At 67.1% G+C, this 15,579-nt stretch carries 15 protein-coding genes and 1 pseudogene; 4 read left to right on the top strand and 12 right to left on the bottom strand.

Translation table 11 applies throughout. The annotated features are described in order from the left end of the window. The 4 genes and pseudogenes from ASD55_RS18655 to ASD55_RS16790 all read right to left on the bottom strand — a co-directional run. Nucleotides 1-330 (bottom strand): annotated as a pseudogene (locus ASD55_RS18655) (hypothetical protein); the annotation flags it as partial. Continuing rightward, a complete protein-coding gene (locus ASD55_RS16800) occupies nucleotides 308-1,258 on the bottom strand; it encodes an ESPR-type extended signal peptide-containing protein (protein WP_056768016.1) in 951 nt (316 codons plus the stop codon). The pseudogene ASD55_RS18655 and the gene ASD55_RS16800, both read right to left, overlap by 23 nt. Before the next feature lie 241 nt (nucleotides 1,259-1,499). Continuing rightward, nucleotides 1,500-3,500 (bottom strand): PA domain-containing protein, encoded by a 2,001-nt coding sequence (locus tag ASD55_RS16795; RefSeq protein ID WP_056768013.1) that lies wholly within the window; start codon nucleotides 3,498-3,500, stop codon nucleotides 1,500-1,502. Then, nucleotides 3,497-3,946: a hypothetical protein gene (locus tag ASD55_RS16790; RefSeq protein WP_056768010.1), complete on the bottom strand. Its 450-nt coding sequence runs from the start codon at nucleotides 3,944-3,946 to the stop codon at nucleotides 3,497-3,499. The genes ASD55_RS16795 and ASD55_RS16790 overlap by 4 nt, the downstream gene beginning before the upstream one ends. Before the next feature lie 452 nt (nucleotides 3,947-4,398). Here ASD55_RS16790 and ASD55_RS16785 point away from each other — a divergent pair, with 452 nt between their 5' ends. Next, nucleotides 4,399-5,196 (top strand): TatD family hydrolase, encoded by a 798-nt coding sequence (locus tag ASD55_RS16785; protein ID WP_056768007.1) that lies wholly within the window; start codon nucleotides 4,399-4,401, stop codon nucleotides 5,194-5,196. A gap of 25 nt (nucleotides 5,197-5,221) precedes the next feature. Here the strand turns inward: ASD55_RS16785 and ASD55_RS16780 are convergent, their stop codons facing one another. From ASD55_RS16780 to ASD55_RS16760, 5 genes are all read right to left on the bottom strand, one after another. Then, nucleotides 5,222-5,758 (bottom strand): pseudouridine synthase, encoded by a 537-nt coding sequence (locus ASD55_RS16780; RefSeq protein ID WP_056713875.1) that lies wholly within the window; start codon nucleotides 5,756-5,758, stop codon nucleotides 5,222-5,224. A 33-nt stretch (nucleotides 5,759-5,791) separates the two neighbouring features. Further along, on the bottom strand, nucleotides 5,792-6,745 hold the full coding sequence (locus ASD55_RS16775; protein WP_056768003.1) for a class I SAM-dependent methyltransferase: 954 nt from the start codon (nucleotides 6,743-6,745) through the stop codon (nucleotides 5,792-5,794). 76 nt (nucleotides 6,746-6,821) lie between these two features. After that, complete coding sequence (locus ASD55_RS16770) at nucleotides 6,822-7,484, bottom strand: NYN domain-containing protein (RefSeq protein WP_056713878.1); 663 nt, start codon at nucleotides 7,482-7,484, stop codon at nucleotides 6,822-6,824. A gap of 82 nt (nucleotides 7,485-7,566) precedes the next feature. Next, nucleotides 7,567-8,679, bottom strand: coding sequence for an S-(hydroxymethyl)glutathione dehydrogenase/class III alcohol dehydrogenase (locus ASD55_RS16765; protein ID WP_056768002.1), 1,113 nt, complete (start codon nucleotides 8,677-8,679; stop codon nucleotides 7,567-7,569). Between the two features lie 90 nt (nucleotides 8,680-8,769). Then, complete coding sequence (locus ASD55_RS16760; RefSeq protein ID WP_056713883.1) at nucleotides 8,770-9,684, bottom strand: LysR substrate-binding domain-containing protein; 915 nt, start codon at nucleotides 9,682-9,684, stop codon at nucleotides 8,770-8,772. Between the two features lie 107 nt (nucleotides 9,685-9,791). Between ASD55_RS16760 and ASD55_RS16755 the strand changes: the two genes are divergently transcribed. Both ASD55_RS16755 and ASD55_RS16750 read left to right on the top strand, forming a co-directional pair. Further along, on the top strand, nucleotides 9,792-9,974 hold the full coding sequence (locus tag ASD55_RS16755; RefSeq protein ID WP_056713886.1) for a hypothetical protein: 183 nt from the start codon (nucleotides 9,792-9,794) through the stop codon (nucleotides 9,972-9,974). A 74-nt stretch (nucleotides 9,975-10,048) separates the two neighbouring features. Beyond that, nucleotides 10,049-10,993 carry an aldo/keto reductase gene (locus tag ASD55_RS16750; RefSeq protein ID WP_056767999.1) on the top strand — a complete coding sequence of 315 codons (945 nt, stop codon included), beginning with the start codon at nucleotides 10,049-10,051 and terminating at the stop codon, nucleotides 10,991-10,993. A gap of 13 nt (nucleotides 10,994-11,006) precedes the next feature. Here ASD55_RS16750 and ASD55_RS16745 read toward each other — a convergent pair whose 3' ends face one another. Beyond that, entirely contained in the window at nucleotides 11,007-12,026 is a 1,020-nt protein-coding gene (locus ASD55_RS16745; RefSeq protein ID WP_056767996.1) for a TraB/GumN family protein, read from the bottom strand. A 122-nt stretch (nucleotides 12,027-12,148) separates the two neighbouring features. Continuing rightward, a complete protein-coding gene (locus tag ASD55_RS16740) occupies nucleotides 12,149-14,374 on the bottom strand; it encodes an NADP-dependent isocitrate dehydrogenase (protein WP_056767993.1) in 2,226 nt (741 codons plus the stop codon). 199 nt (nucleotides 14,375-14,573) lie between these two features. Between ASD55_RS16740 and ASD55_RS16735 the strand changes: the two genes are divergently transcribed. Beyond that, on the top strand, nucleotides 14,574-14,942 hold the full coding sequence (locus ASD55_RS16735; protein ID WP_235577862.1) for a hypothetical protein: 369 nt from the start codon (nucleotides 14,574-14,576) through the stop codon (nucleotides 14,940-14,942). A gap of 79 nt (nucleotides 14,943-15,021) precedes the next feature. Here ASD55_RS16735 and ASD55_RS16730 read toward each other — a convergent pair whose 3' ends face one another. Beyond that, a complete protein-coding gene (locus ASD55_RS16730) occupies nucleotides 15,022-15,555 on the bottom strand; it encodes a hypothetical protein (protein ID WP_056714477.1) in 534 nt (177 codons plus the stop codon). Nucleotides 15,556-15,579 lie beyond the last annotated feature (24 nt).

Genomic DNA, 15,579 nt, shown 5'->3' with positions numbered 1-15,579 from the left:
ACTGCTGACACCGTCGGCCGCCGCGAACGCGCCACTGGCCAGCGAATAGTCGCCATTGGCGCTGGCACCGTAACCGGTCGCCGTGGCCGCCACGCCGGCGGCAAAACTCTGCGCGCCAACCGCCACGGTCGCTATCTGCGTCGCCGCTGCCCCGAAGCCCAGGGCGACGGATTGGTCACCGGTGGCCACCGACGTCGAGCCCACCGTGGTGGAATACTCGCCGGTCGCCGCCGATTCGGCGCCGACCGCCGTGGCATACGTGCCCGGGGTATACGCCAGCGCGCCAAGCGCGGTGGATTCGTCACCGTCAGCCTGCGCACCGATGCCCACCGATGACGCCGCCAGACCACTGGCGATCGCGCTGGCACCGATGGCGGTGCCGCCGTCGCCCGCCGTCGCCGCACCGGTGGTACCGGTCAGGATGTTGGTCGCCTCTCCGACCGATGGCGGTGCCGCCGTCGCCCGCCGTCGCCGCACCGGTGGTACCGGTCAGGATGTTGGTCGCCTCTCCGCCGATCGCCACGCTGTCCGCACCGGTGGCCGTCGCGCCCGCGCCGTAGGCCGAGCTGTTGCCGCCGATGGCCTGGGCGCCGTTGCCGTATGCCGAGCTGTTGTCCGCCGCCGCGTGGCTGTCGCTGCCGGTCGCCACGCTGCCGATGCCGTCGGCCATCGCGTTCGCACCGCTGGCCACGCTGTTGTCGCCCGTCGCGACCGCGCCGTAACCGGTGGCCACGGAGAACACGCCCAGCGCGCTGCCGCCCCAACCGACCACGGTGGAACCTTCGCCCAGCGCCACGCTGCTCGCGCCTACCGCCGTGCTGTAGTCACCTTCGGCATCGGACTGGAAGCCGTAGGCCGAACTTTCCTGACCGATCGCCACGCTGCTGCTGCCCGTCGCCGAAGAGCCGGTGCCCAGCGCCAGCGCACCGGCGCCAAAGGCTGCGCTGTCGTCGGACCCGGCGAAGCTGAGTGCGCCCACCGCCGTCGCACGATCACCGGTCGCGGAAGCATCCGGACCGCAGACGAAGGCGTCGTCACCGGATACCGCACCCGGCGTGCCCACATCGAGCTGGCACGTTGCCGGCAGGTTCTGGGCCGAGGCCGTGGCGACGGGAGCCAGCGCCAACGCACCGACCAGTGCAACCGCGCCGCAAACCAGCCCGACGGACCCTGCCTTGCCGCGCGTCGAGGCCAGCTCGGAAACGGCAACCATGGCGCCCAGCGTGCGGCTCCATACCTTCCTGTAAATCTTGTTCATGCAACACCTCGGCGGTTATGACATGCAACTCTATGGATGGCACCAGCCATGGCCTGCCGCGATGGCCCGGCCGCTGGTGCGAAAAATTCGGATTTGCCGATCGCCGGCAGACGCGATGCCACGCCTCGGAACGATGCGCCTGCCACGATGCGAAGCATTGGATTGCCTGGCCGCGACAGAACACCGATCCAGAGGAGCCTGGCAGGACGACCGGAGTCGTCGCTGCCAGGCGATCTGTGGCTTACCGCTGGGTGAAGTTGCCCAGCACCGTCACGCCGCTGTAGTCGGTCTCGCCGTATACGGTGAGGTAGTAGGTTCCCGCCACCGGACGCGTGATCATCACCGCTTCGCTGTTGGTGCGGGCATGCACCGACTTCCAGCCGTAGTCCGCCGGCGAAGCCTGCGAACCGAGCTTCACGTAGACCGTCACGTCACCCGTGCCGCCCAGCGTGCGCAGGCTCAAGCCCAGCGCCCCGGCCGGGACCTCCAGCGTGTAAACCTTGCTCGAGGCCGCCGCACCGGATTGCCCCGGCACGGTCACGCCGGCGGAGATTTCCTGCGGCGCAAACGCACTCCACGCCTTCCACTGGTTCAGGGTTTCCGCATCACTGAGGCAGGCATTGAGGCTGCTGGCCTGACCACCGGTGATGAGACCGTCGGTGGCAAGACCGGACGCGTAGGCACGCACTGCCGGGCGATAGTCGCCCACCGTCGGAGCAGCACCGGCGATGATCCTGGCGTTGGCGACCACGTTGGCACCGATCACCACGCCACCGGGCAGCCAGGTCGGGATACCGCTGTCGCAGCCCAGCAGGCTCTGCGTACCCTCGTTCAACTGCCAGCCTTCGTCCTGGAACAGCGCGGGGGTCAGGTCGAGGTCGATATGGCCCGCCAGATCCGCATTGATGGCGTATTCCATCAGCGCATTGGGAGTCAGGCGCGTGTCGTAATGCGAGAACGACGAGCCCTGCGCCAGCACGGTCGGTGCGTACAGCTGCACGTTGCCGGCCGCGTCGGCACCGGCCATCACGTCGCCGAGGACGAGAGCACCGGTCAGACCCGCCAGATTCGCCCGCAACGTGTTGCCGTCAGCCTGGCTGACCGAGATCACCGGGATGCTCGCCGTGATGGCGGGCACGATGGTGCCGGCGGCGTTGTTGGCAATGATGACGCCGGTCGCGCCGGCGGCGATGGCGTTGCCTGCCTTGATGTCGAAAGAGCAGGTGCCGCGATTGACCAGCACGAGATGGCCGGCCACGTCGGCCGCGTTGGTGAACGGGTTGCAGCCCTCGAAGTTGCTGGTGCTGGGCGAAAGCGGGGGACTGATCGCCCCGATGATCGAGCCGCTGAAATTGGCCGGGGTTGCCGGAATCGGGCTGCTGCTCTGGTTGAAGGCATAGTCGCCGGCGGCACCCGCCGGTGCGGAGACACGCAGCGTGGTCACCTTGCCCAGTGCCAGCGGTGCCTGTTCCTTCACGTTAGCGCCGGTGAACACGAGGTTGCCGTCGTTGAGCGCCGAGGCGACACGCTGGGTCGGCGTCATCGCATACCAGCTCATCTGCTGGGTATCGTCGTAGACGAAGGTCGTGTAGATGTCCTGGCGACCGACGCCATCGTTGCCCTGCAGCGGCTGGCCGGTGGTGAGGCTGCCGAAACCGGAGAAGCCCAGGCCGTGGGCCATCTCGTGCAGCACCACGTTGAGGAAGTCGATGCTGCCGGCCGGCTGCTTGCCATCCAGACCGAAGTACCAGCTGGAACCCTCGAGGCAACCGGTGGAACCGAGCGCGCCGTTGAAGCGTGCACGAATGTCCGCTGCACCGTCGCCCGCATCCTCGCCGGCGAGCGAATCAAACAGCGCCGAGTGATACCAGGTATTGGCGACCGCGCCCTGTGGCGCCGGTGCCGCGAAGGAGTAGATGTTGGTGGTACCCGCCGAGCCAAGCACGCCCGAAGTGGCGTCGCAGCTGAGCTTGGCGAAGCTGGCGCTGACCGTGACCGGAACGTCGCTCTGCAGCACCGCGCCCCAGATATCGGCCGCGAACTTGAACACGATCTGTGCCTGCTCGCCGCGCGTGGTACCCGGATTGCCACCGACCGGCGTGGCGGGCGTCGGATCATCCAGGCCCTGGCCGGTGCCGACGTCCTGGTTGGAGATCTTGATGTCGGCGGCCGACACCTGGCCGGCCATGAAGATCAGGCCGAGACCGAGGAATGCATTGAACATGCGGTTGCGACGGATCATTTCGTCACCTCCACCGATGCCGGGGCGCTCTGGGTGTCACCCTCGTGATGGATGCTCAGGCTGCCATCGGCCCGACGTTCGGCGACCAGGCTGCTCATGAGATTCTCCGGCAAGGCCATGCCCACCGCGGCATGCCCATTCCTGAGCTTGAAGGTATGGAAAGTGGCACGAGCCTCGGCCTCGTTACGCGGCGCGGCCGGCTGGCCAAGGGTGCGCTTCGAAGACGCAGTCGCGGACTGCTGCAGCATCGCCCGCGACAAAGCCGCGCGCTGCTCCGGCGTGGGGGCCACGAGCTGACCGGTCGGCGAAATCGCCACCTGCACGCCCTGCACCGTTACCGATGTTGCCTGCGCCGCCGTCTGTGGTTCGGCCGCGGTGGCCGCCGTGGCGATAAGCAGTCCAGCCAGTGCCAGACCCGAACCGCGCGCTACCCATTTCTTGTCCATGCAATCCCTCCCGTTGAAAGCCGCACCTCGTTCGAGGCGTGCAAAAGCCCGTCACGCGCATTTCCACGCGCGCGTTGTTGAATGTCCTGGTTGGGGATTGACGGAATCATGCGAAAGCTCCCCCCTCGCACGACACCTGCCCCACGACGTCAGGAATGTGACGCCGTCGCTTGAAACTATCGCAAGTTCCAGCGGTGGTCAACGCGACTTTTTCCGGGTAACCGGGGACTCGCTGGGCAGATGCGCGAGACCATCGTCCGCACGCGAGCGCGACTACGCGGGCGATCCGCCTTTGATCGCATGCTGCGTTGCGCCGAGAAACCCCGACTCGGCACCTTCCCGGACGGCGGACCTTCATCCATTGAGGCAAAACGTACCGGATGGAGGTACGCGAACAGGGACCCGGCGACGCGGTTCTGGCAACATGATCGACGAATGTCCCGGAAAAACGCATGTCTCTCATCGATATCGGCGCCAACCTCACCCACGAGTCCTTCCATCACGACCTGGATGCTGTGATGCAACGTGCGCATGCGCACGGCGTGGACCGGATGATTGTCACCGGCGCGTCGCGCGACGGCAGTGCCAGCGCCCACGTGCTGGCGGCCCGGCATCCGGCCCGACTGTTTGCCACGGCTGGCGTCCATCCCCACCACGCCGTGGAATACGACGATGCGACCGACGCGGCGCTGCGCGAGTTCGCGCAGGACCCCGCGGTGGTGGCCATCGGCGAAACCGGCCTGGACTACAACCGCAACTACTCGCCGCGCGGGGTGCAGCTGCAGGTGTTCGAACGGCAGCTGCAGCTGGCGGTGGACGCGGGCAAGCCGCTGTTCCTGCACCAGCGCGACGCCCACGGCGACTTCGTCGCCCTGCTCGCCCGCTACCGCGACAAGGTTCCGGGGGCGGTGGTGCACTGCTTCACCGATACCGGCGAGGCGCTGCGTGACTACCTGGCGCTGGACTGCCATATCGGCATCACCGGCTGGATCTGCGACGAACGCCGTGGCACGCATTTGCGCGAACTGGTGCGCGAGATCCCGGCCAACCGGCTGATGATCGAAACGGACGCGCCCTACCTGCTGCCGCGCACGGTGCGCCCGCAACCCGCGCACCGGCGCAACGAGCCGATGTACCTGAAGCACATCTGCGAGGAAATCGCCCGCGATCGCGGCGAAAGCGTGGCCGTGACGGCGGCGAACAGCACCGCGACGGCCGAGGCGTTCTTCGGCCTGCCGCGCAGCTCGTGACAGGCTGCGTAGCGGGCGCGGCGACTCAGTCCGCCAGCACGCGCGTCTCGCCCGGGGCGAGGCCGGCCAGCCGGTGTTCGCCGATCTGCACGCGGATCAGGCGCAGGGTCGGAAACCCGGCCGCGGCGGTCATCCGGCGCACCTGCCGGTTGCGTCCTTCGCGCAGCGTTAGGCTGATCCAGCTGGTCGGGATCGCCTTGCGGAAACGCACGGGCGGGTTGCGCGGCCACAGCCATGTCGGCTCGTCGACCAGCTTCGCCTCGGCCGGCAGGGTCGGACCATCGCTCAGCACCAGGCCACGCGAAAGCTTATGCAGCGCCGCCTCGTCGACGCTGCCGTCGAGCTGCGCCAGGTAGGTCTTGGCCTGCTTGTGGCGGGGATCGGTGAGTCGATGGGCGAGGCGCCCGTCGTCGGTCAACAGCAGCAGGCCCTCGCTGTCCTGATCCAGCCGTCCAGCCGCATAGACGTCCTTTTGCACGACGAAATCCGCCAGCGTCGGGCGACCGCGATCATCGGTGAACTGGCAGAGCACGCCGTAAGGCTTGTTGAGGGCGATCAGCATGTGGGCGTGACAGCGCAGCGCATCAGGCCATGCTCAATGCGCTTCATTTCCGGCGGGTGCCGTCGGTTTGACGAACTTCAGCGTCATCCGGTCCGACTCGCCGATCGCCTGGTACTTGGCCTTGTCCTGGTCGCCCAGGGTCAGGGTCGGCGGCAGGGTCCAGACGCCCTTCGGATAGTCCTTCGTGTCTTTCGGATTCGCGTTGACTTCACTGCTTTCCTCCAGCACGAAGCCGGCATCGGTCGCCAGCTTCACCACGTACGGCGTGGGCAGGTAGCCGCTGCCTTTCACCGCATCGATCACGGCGCCTTCGCTGGCGCGGTGATCGACCACACCGAGCACGCCGCCGGGCTTGAGCACGTCGAAGAAGGCCTTGAACATGGCCGGCCCGGTGCCGGCCGTGCCTTTATCGGCAGCAATCCAGTTGTGCACGTTGCGGAAGGTCAGCACCACGTCGGCCGAACCGGGCGCCCCGAACTTCGGCGCGGCGGCATCGAATTCGACGATGCGGGCATTGCCGTAATGCGCCGGGTCGGCGGCGAATTTCCGACGCAACGCGCTGTCGTCGCTGCGTGCCTCGCTGTCGGCGGACGGGGCTTTCTCCGCGGCGATGTAATGGCCGTTGTCGTTCAGCAGCGGCGCCAGGATTTCCGCGTACCAGCCACCGCCGGGCGTGATCTCGATCACCGTCTGGTCCGGCCGCACGCCGAAGAACTGCAGGGTGGCCTTGGGATGGCGGTAGGCGTCGCGCGCGCGGTTGGCGGGCGAACGCCAGCTGCCGGCCAGCACGCTGTCCAGTTGCGAAGCGGTGAAGTCGCTGGCGCTGGTGGGCGGCACCAGTTCATCCACGGGCTGGTCCGACTCCACCGATCCAGCCGACGCGGCCTGTGCGCGGGCAGGCCCGGGCAGCAGCAGCGCGGATGCCAGCAGCAAGACTGCCGCGATGCCGATCCCGGCAGGTTTCGCCGCTGCGGTTGCACGAATCATGGTCAACTCCCTGGCGTGTGGCGGAACGTACGAATTTCCAATATCACGAAAACCATGTGCAATCCCGGTGGAGACCTCAGGACGGACGCGGGCACACCGATTGCAGGCCGTCGATGTGTTCGTGCAGGTCCGGCGCGATGCCCTGCCACATCGGGTCGAGGATGAAGTCGATGCCTTCGTAGCGAGCCAGCTTCGCGGCCGGGATGAAATCCGCGTCGCCGGCGATCAGGATGATCTGGTCGACCAGCTTCTTGTAGGTCAGCGCCGCGATGTCGATGCCGATCTTCATGTCGACCTGGGTCTGGCGCATGTCCGGCTCGAAATGGCCATCGTCCAGATCGTCCCAGCGCAGGCTGCCGTCGCGCAACTGCTGGTAGGTACTGCGCTTCAGCTGCCACTCGCCGCGCTCGGACAGGCGCCCCAGCCGCAGCGCCATCTTGCGCTGGCGACGCAACTGGTCGTGCAGCTCGCGGCGGAACGCGGCGGCGCCGGTACGGCCGAAGTCTACACTGTCGCCGCTGACCGGCTTGATGAAACTCTTTTCCAGCGGCGGGCAATCGTAGAAGAAGATCCGGTACAGCTGTTCGCGTGGGCGGTCGACCGCCTTCAGGTGCTCCAGCGCCATGCCGAACACGGTCTTGGCCACCGCCCGCGCATCACCGGCGTCGCGCTCGCCGTAGACCTTGCGGTAGCGGGCAAGAAAGAAGGCACCGTCGACGAGGATGGCAGTGCGGCTCATGGAACGACCCTGGGCATGACGTGTGCAGACATGGAAACGGCGAACGCCGTCAGCGTGGCTGGCGGCGCCCGCACATTCTACGTCAGTAGTGGATCACCGAGCGGATCACCTTGCCCTCGTGCATCAGGTCGAACGCCTCGTTGATGCGTTCCAGCGGCAGCACCTCGGTGATCATCTCGTCGATGCGGATCTCGCCGGCCATGTAGCGGTCGACGTAGCCGGGCAGCTGCGAGCGGCCCTTCACCCCGCCGAACGCCGAACCGCGCCAGACCCGCCCGGTGACCAGCTGGAACGGCCGCGTGCTGATCTCCTGGCCGGCGCCGGCCACGCCGATGATGATCGACTCGCCCCAGCCCTTGTGGCAGCACTCCAGCGCCGAGCGCATCACATGGACGTTGCCGATGCACTCGAACGAATAATCCACGCCGCCGTCGGTGAACTCGACGATCACCTGCTGGATCGGCGTGTCCGGGTAGTCCTTCGGGTTGATGCAGTCGGTGGCGCCCAACAGCCTGGCCATCTCGAACTTGGTCGGATTGGTATCGACCACCACGATGCGCCCGGCTTTCGCCATCACTGCGCCCTGCACCACCGACAGACCGATGCCGCCCAGGCCGAACACCGCCACCGATGCGCCCGGCTCCACCTTCGCGGTGTTCAGTACCGCGCCGATGCCGGTGGTGATGCCGCAACCGAGCAGGCAGACCTTTTCCAGCGGCGCGGCCGGGTTGATCTTCGCCAGCGAGATCTCCGGCAGCACGGTGTATTCGCTGAACGTGCTGGTGCCCATGTAGTGCAGCAGCGGCTTGCCGTTCAACGAGAAGCGCGAAGTGCCGTCGGGCATCAGGCCCTGGCCCTGGGTCACGCGGATCTTCTGGCACAGGTTGGTCTTGCCGGACCGGCAGAACTTGCACTCGCCGCATTCGGGCGTGTACAGCGGGATCACGTGGTCGCCGACCTTCAGCGAGGTGACGCCCTCGCCGACTTCCTCGACGATGCCGCCGCCCTCGTGGCCCAGGATCACCGGGAACATGCCCTCCGGATCGGCGCCGGACAAGGTGAACGCGTCGGTGTGGCAGACGCCGGTGGCGACGATGCGCACCAGCACCTCGCCCGCCTTCGGGCCGGCGACATCCACTTGCTCGATCGACAACGGCTTGCCTGCTTCCCAGGCGACGGCGGCGCGTGACTTCATGGTTTCAGCTCCTCACAGTCGAATGCACAACGAAGAATGATGACTGGCGCAGAGCGTTTTCGAAACCGTTTCAGCCCGGGGCAACGCTGATCAAGGAGCACCGTCGTTGCCGGGCACCGGCAGATTGCTGCAGTAATCGTCGGCTTCGGCCAGCAACCATTGGCGAAACACCTGCAGCCCCGGATGGTCCTTCGAGCGCGTGGGATACACCAGCCAGTACGCATCCTCCACCGCCAGATAGCGCTCGCCCAGCACCATCAGCCGGCCGGCGTCGATCAGCGACTTCGACATCACCATGCGCCCCATCGCCACACCGAGACCTTCCAGCGTTGCATGTCGCAGCGCATCGAAGCTGTCGAAATTCGCCACGTAACGGCGCGGCGGCGAACCGCCGACCTTGGCGAACCAGTCCTTCCAGCGACTGGACGGATTGGGATCGCCGAGCAGCGGCCATTGCGACAGGTCGTGCGGATCGGCGCCGGCCATTTTCGCCACCAGTTCCGGCGCGACGACCGGCGCGATCCATTCACCGAACAGGCGTTCGCTGTGCAGGCCTTCCCACTTGCCGCGCCCGTAGCGCAGCGCGGCGTCGACCGGCTCGCGCTCGAAATTCACCAGGGTGGAGCCCGATTGCAGGTTGAGCTCCAGTTCGGGATGCGCGGCAACCAGTCGCGGCAGCCGCGGCACCAGCCAGCCCGACATGATTCCCGCGCTGGCGCTCAGCGTGAACGTGTCATGCGCCTGCTTGCGATAACGCAACAGCGCATGCTCGATGCGATCGAGGTGCTCGCCCACCGCATCGAGCAGGCTGCAGCCCTCGGTGGTCAGCTTCACGCCACGCGGCCCGCGTTCGAACAGGCGCTGTTCCAGTCGCTCTTCCAGCTGGCGCATCTGATGGCTGAGGGCGCTGACGGTGAGATTCGCCTGGGCCGCCGCGCGCGACAGGTTGCCTTGCCGGGCAACCAGCACGAACTGCTGCAACAGGCCCAGCGGCAACTTTCCCATCTTGAATTTCCCTCAAGCCTGGCTTGCGAATATATCGCTTTTTGGCGATCTGTGACGTGCGTATCTTGAGCTCTCCCCAAGACGCAATCCTCCCGAGGAGGCTTCCCATGAACTCGTTGTGGAAAGATTTGCTGTTCCTGCACGGCCATCTGGTGCGCAAGGAAGACCTGGACTGGCAGCCCGACGCGCCGGCCAAACCCCCGCAAGATGGCAAGCAAGTCACCCTGGCCAAACGCACCGTGATGGCCTGCTGCGCGCACGTGTGGCCGCGCATGGCGAGTCCACGCTGAACCCGGCCCGGGCTTGAATACCGCGGAGATGCAGCCACTTCGGCTGCATCGCTCATCGCTATCCGGGGTATTCCATGCACCAGCGCCCACTCGGCAACTCGCCGCTTTCCATCGCCCCGCTCGCCTTCGGCGGCAACGTGTTCGGCTGGAGCGCCGACGAGAAGCGTTCATTCGAACTGCTCGATGCGTTCGTCGACGCCGGCGGCAACCTGATCGACACCGCGGACGTCTATCCGGCGTGGGTGCCGGGCAACCGTGGCGGCGAATCGGAAACCATCATCGGCAAGTGGCTGAAGCAGAGCGGCAAGCGCGACCGCGTGGTGATCTCGACCAAGGTGGCCAAGTGGGCCGAGCAGCCGGGCCTGTCGCCGGTGAACATCCAGCAGGCAGTGGACGGTTCGCTGCAGCGCCTGCAGGTCGACTGCATCGACCTGTACCAGGCGCACGAGGACGACGCCAGCGTGCCGATGGAAGAAACCCTGGGCGCCTTCGCCCGCTTGATCGAGGCCGGCAAGGTGCGCGTGATCGGCGCGTCCAACTTCAGCGCCGCCCGTTTCGCCGACGCGCTGGCGATGTCGCAACGGCACGGCCTGCCCCGCTACGAAAGCCTGCAGCCGGAGTACAACCTGGTCAGCCGCGCCGGCTACGAGCAGGAACTGGAACCGCTGATCCGCCGCGAGAACATCGGCGTGATCAGCTATTACGCGCTGGCCAGCGGCTTCCTCAGCGGGAAATATCGGAGCGCGTCAGATCTCGCCAAGAGTTCGGCACGCGGCGGCGCGGTGAAGAAGTTCCTGAACCCGCACGGCCTGCAGGTGCTGGCCGCGCTGGACGCGGTGGCCGCCGCCCACCACGCCACTCCCGCCCAGGTCGCACTGGCCTGGCTGATCGCCCGCCCCGGCCTCACCGCGCCGATCGTCAGCGCCACCAGCGTGGAGCAGCTGCGCGAATTGCTCGGCGCCACCGGGCTGCAGCTGGACGACGGCGAGATCGCACGACTGGATGTCGCCAGCGCCTGACCGTCCGTACGGATCATTCCGGCGCGTCGACCTGGTAGCCCTCGGCACGCAACGTGGCCAGGTAGCCGTCCGGGCTCAGCAGTTCGTCCATCGGCAGCAAGGCGAAGGTCTGCGCGTTGGCCGTCAGCGCCTTGCGCGCGGCCGTCAGCCAGGTGGCGCGCAGGCGTGCCGGCACGTCGCCGAGACCCAGTGTCTGCGCAAAGCCGGCGCCGGTCACCGCCGCCACGCAGGCGTCACGGCGATCGCTGTCGGGCAGTCGGCGCAGGGTTTGCAGGTCGCCGGTGGCCCAGGCGTTCGCCCGTGCGGTCATCGCCGGCATGTCGTGCTCGACGCTGTCCAGGGTGCGGATGAAGCAGGTGGTGTCGTGTGGCGCCGCCTGCCTGAAGGCCTTGATCGCCTCGCGCGGATGCTCGATCACCACGCGATAGTCCACCGGCACCTCGGCCACGCCGTGCTGTTTGGCCAGGCCATCGATGCTCGCCTGGATGCCACCGGAACGACTCAGGCCGTTCGCCTTCAGCGCCTTGTGGTAGAGCTCCTCCGAGGCGAACAGCGGACGCCAGCGCTCGACGCCGCGATCGCGGCCGATGTACTTCTGCTTCAACACCAGCCAGCGTGCATGCACCGGCGGCGGCAGCACGTCCTGCAGCCGGCGGCCGTCATCATTCTTGCGCGCGCTGTACGCCGAGGGCAGCAGGAAGAGCTTGCCGAAGAAGCCCACCTTGGCCTCGAGCCTGACCGCAGGCGCCAGCAGCACCTGTTGCGAGGCGGCGATCACCTGCTCCACCTCCTGCGCCTGCCACTGCATGTCGCGGGGCAACGGCGACAGCGTGCCCAGCACCCACATCACGTGATCGCCCTTGCTGACCTTCCACAGACCCGGCCCGGGTTGCACGCCGCTGACCACCACCATCGGCAGGTCGGCGACCGGGGACGAGGCGGATGACGCCGGCGCCGGCGCGGACGCCGATTGCGCGAACAGCGGCAGGGTGACGACCAGCAGCAGCGGACACAGCCCTTGCCAAACACGCATCGCGAAAACTCCCTCTCCAGATGATGACCGGCGATGCCGCGCGACCCGAAGGCGGGCGCGACCGCAAAGAAAAACGGGGCGCCGATCGGCGCCCCGTTTCCGGCACGGACCGGCTCAGTGCGTCACTTCGACAGCTGCGCCAGCGCCGCGTTCAATGTCGCGCTCGGGCGCATCGCCTGGCCGACCCTGGTCATGTCGGGATGGTAGTAGCCACCGATCTCGACGCCGTGACCCTGCACTTGCGCAAGTTCGGCGACGATCTTCTGCTCGTTCTCGGTCAGCAGCTTCGCCAGCGGCGCGAACTTCGCCTTCAGCTCCGCGTTCACGTCCTGGGCGGCCAGTGCCTGGGCCCAGTACATCGCCAGGTAGAAGTGGCTGCCGCGGTTGTCGATGCCGCCGACCTTGCGCGAGGGCGACTTGTCGGTGTCGAGGAACTTGCCGTTGGCCTGGTCCAGGGTCTTCGCCAGCACGTCCACCTCGGCGCTGCCATAGCGGCTGCCCAGGTGTTCCAGCGAGGCGGCCAGCGCCAGGAATTCGCCCAGCGAATCCCAGCGCAGGTAGTTCTCTTCGAGGAACTGCTGCACGTGTTTCGGTGCGGAACCACCGGCGCCGGTCTCGAACAGGCCGCCACCGTTCATCAGCGGCACGATCGACAGCATCTTCGCGCTGGTGCCCAGCTCCATGATCGGGAACAGGTCGGTGAGGTAGTCGCGCAGCACGTTGCCCGTGACCGAGATGGTGTCCAGCCCCTGGCGGATGCGCTCCAGCGAGAACTTCGTGGCCGCCACCGGATCCATGATGCGGATGTCCAGCCCGCTGAGGTCGTAATCCTTCAGGTAGCGCTCGACCTTGGCGATCACCTGCGCGTCATGCGCGCGCTGCGGATCGAGCCAGAACACCGCCGGCGTGTGCCGGGCGCGGCCCACCGCCAGCTTCACCCAGTCGCGGATCGGCGCATCCTTGGTCTGGCACATGCGCCAGATGTCGCCGGCCTCCACGTCGTGCTGCAGCAGCACGTTGCCCGCTTCGTCGATCACCTTGACCACGCCGTCGCCGGCGATCTGGAAGGTCTTGTCGTGCGAGCCGTATTCCTCGGCCGCCTGCGCCATCAGGCCCACGTTCGGCACGCTGCCCATGGTGGCCGGGTCGAATGCACCGTGCGCCTTGCAGTCCTCGATGGTGGCCTGGTACACGCCGGCGTAGCAGCGGTCGGGGATCACCGCCACGATGTCCTGCAGCTTGCCTTCGGCGTTCCACATCTTGCCGGAGTCGCGGATCATCGCCGGCATCGAGGCGTCGATGATCACGTCGCTGGGCACGTGCAGGTTGGTGATGCCCTTGTCGGAATTGACCATCGCCACGCCCGGGCGCTGGGCGTACTCGGCGTCGAGGTCGGCCTTGATCGCCGCCTGCTGCGCCTCGGTCAGCGAGCCGAGGCGCGCGTACAGGTCGCCGATGCCGTTGTTCGGGTTGAAGCCGGCCTGCTTTAGCACGTCGGCGTGTTTCGCCAGCACGTCCTTGTAGAACTCGCCCACCGCCACGCCGAACATGATCGGGTCGGAGACCTTCATCATGGTGGCCTTGAGGTGCAGCGAGAACAGCACGCCGCGCTTCTTCGCTTCGGCGATCTGCGCATCGATGAAGCCGGCCAGCGCCTTGCGGCTCATCACCGACGCGTCGATGATCTCGTCCGCGAGCAGCGCGGTCTTCGGCTTCAGCACGCTGTGGCTGCCGTCCTTGCCGAACCATTCGATGCTGACGTTGCCGGCCTTCCCGACCAAGACGGACTTCTCGCTGCCATAGAAGTCTCCGCCGTCCATGTGCGCCACATGGGTCTGCGAATCGCCGCTCCAGGCACCCATCTTGTGCGGGTGCTTGCGCGCATAGTTCTTCACCGAGACCGGCGCGCGGCGATCGGAATTGCCCTCGCGCAGCACCGGGTTCACCGCGCTGCCCTTGACCCGGTCGTAGCGCGCCCTGATGTCCTTTTCGGCATCGTCCTTCGGCGCATCCGGATAGTCCGGCAGCGCGTAACCCTGGCCCTGCAATTCCCTGATCGCGGCCTTCAGCTGCGGCATCGAGGCGCTGATGTTGGGCAGCTTGATGATGTTCGCTTCCGGCGTGGTGGCCAGCTGGCCCAGCTCGGCGAGGTCGTCGGCGATGCGCTGGTCTTCCTTCAGCATTTCCGGGAACAGCGCGATGATGCGGCCGGCCAGCGAGATGTCGCGCGTCTCCAGCCGGATGCCCGCGGTGCCGGCGAACGCGCTGACGATCGGCAGCAGCGACTGGGTGGCCAGGAATGGCGCTTCATCGGTGAGGGTGTAGATGATCTTCGGGGTCTGGGACATGGCGAGCGGGGATTCCCTGGCAAGGGCGGCATAACCGCGACAGATGACTGCCCATTGTCGCGCGAATGCCCGTTCCCGGCCACCGCAGGCGGTGCGCGAGCGTGTAGCCATGCCAGAATGCGCCGGCTGGCGCGGCAACTGCCGGCCGCCTGCACCGCCAGGTGCAGCGCGTGATCAACGCCCATGACAAGGAAGGAATATGAGTCAGTTGAGCCAATCCATCGTCGACTTCATCGCCGGCCTGCAACCGCTGTACACCTGCCAGCACGCCGACGGCCGCGAATGCGCACTATCCTTGCTGGACGGCTCGCTGATCCTGCCGGTGGACGAAACCCACTCGGCGGAGCCGGAAGGCTGGGTCGCGGTGTACTGGCAGGGCGACAGCCGCCGCCACTCCGAAGTGCCTGGTGCGCAACTGGCCAGCGTGGCGGTATGGCGGCATGTGGAATTGCATGGGGCCGGGCGCGATGCGGACGAACGTCTGGCACTGCGCGAACAGCTGGCCCAGCGCTTCAAGCGGGAAACCGGCCTGTCATTGCAGCACGCCGCCGCGGCCTTGCCGGCCTGAACGGTCGTTCCGGACCGCTGACCGGAACGGTCGGGCGTGCGGCGCGTCGCGCCGCACGCCCGACACGGACCTCACCCGTTTACTTGACCGAGAAGTCCTTGCTGGCGACCGGCCGGCCGTCCAGCGAGATGTCCACCTTGTAGTTGCCGGCGGGGAAACCGCTCGGCTTGCTGATCATGAACACGGTGGTTTCCGGCCCGCTCGCATTCAGCGCCTTGCTGTCCTCATGCACGGTCTGGCCATCCTGGTAGGTCCACTTCGCGGCCAGCGTGCCGTTGCCGCTGCCCGTCGTATCGACCGACGCATAGATGCTGTCCTTCGGCGCGAACGAGTCGCCGCTGGCCGCGATCCGGTTGTTCGCGTCCACGCTGGAACCCAGCTGGACCGAGCTGAAGCTGATCGCCGCCGCGTTGCCGGTGTTGTCCATGCCCATGGCCGCGGTGCTGGCGGGGGCGGGCGCCATGGTGGTGGGCGGAGGCGCCGGCGCCGTGGCCGCGGGCGGTGGCGTGGCGGGAATCTGCGAGGCCGAATCGTCGGTCTTGCCGCAGCCGCCCAGCGCCAGCGCTGCGGCCAGTGATGCGGTGAGGATCAGGGGTTGGCGAGTCATCTTCATGGCATGTCTCCTGTTGCGGGGCTT

This window comes from Rhodanobacter sp. Root561 (assembly GCF_001427365.1).
Lineage (GTDB): Bacteria > Pseudomonadota > Gammaproteobacteria > Xanthomonadales > Rhodanobacteraceae > Rhodanobacter.
The sequence above is the reverse complement of the archived record's forward strand: the minus strand, read 5'-3'. Positions and strand labels throughout refer to the sequence as shown.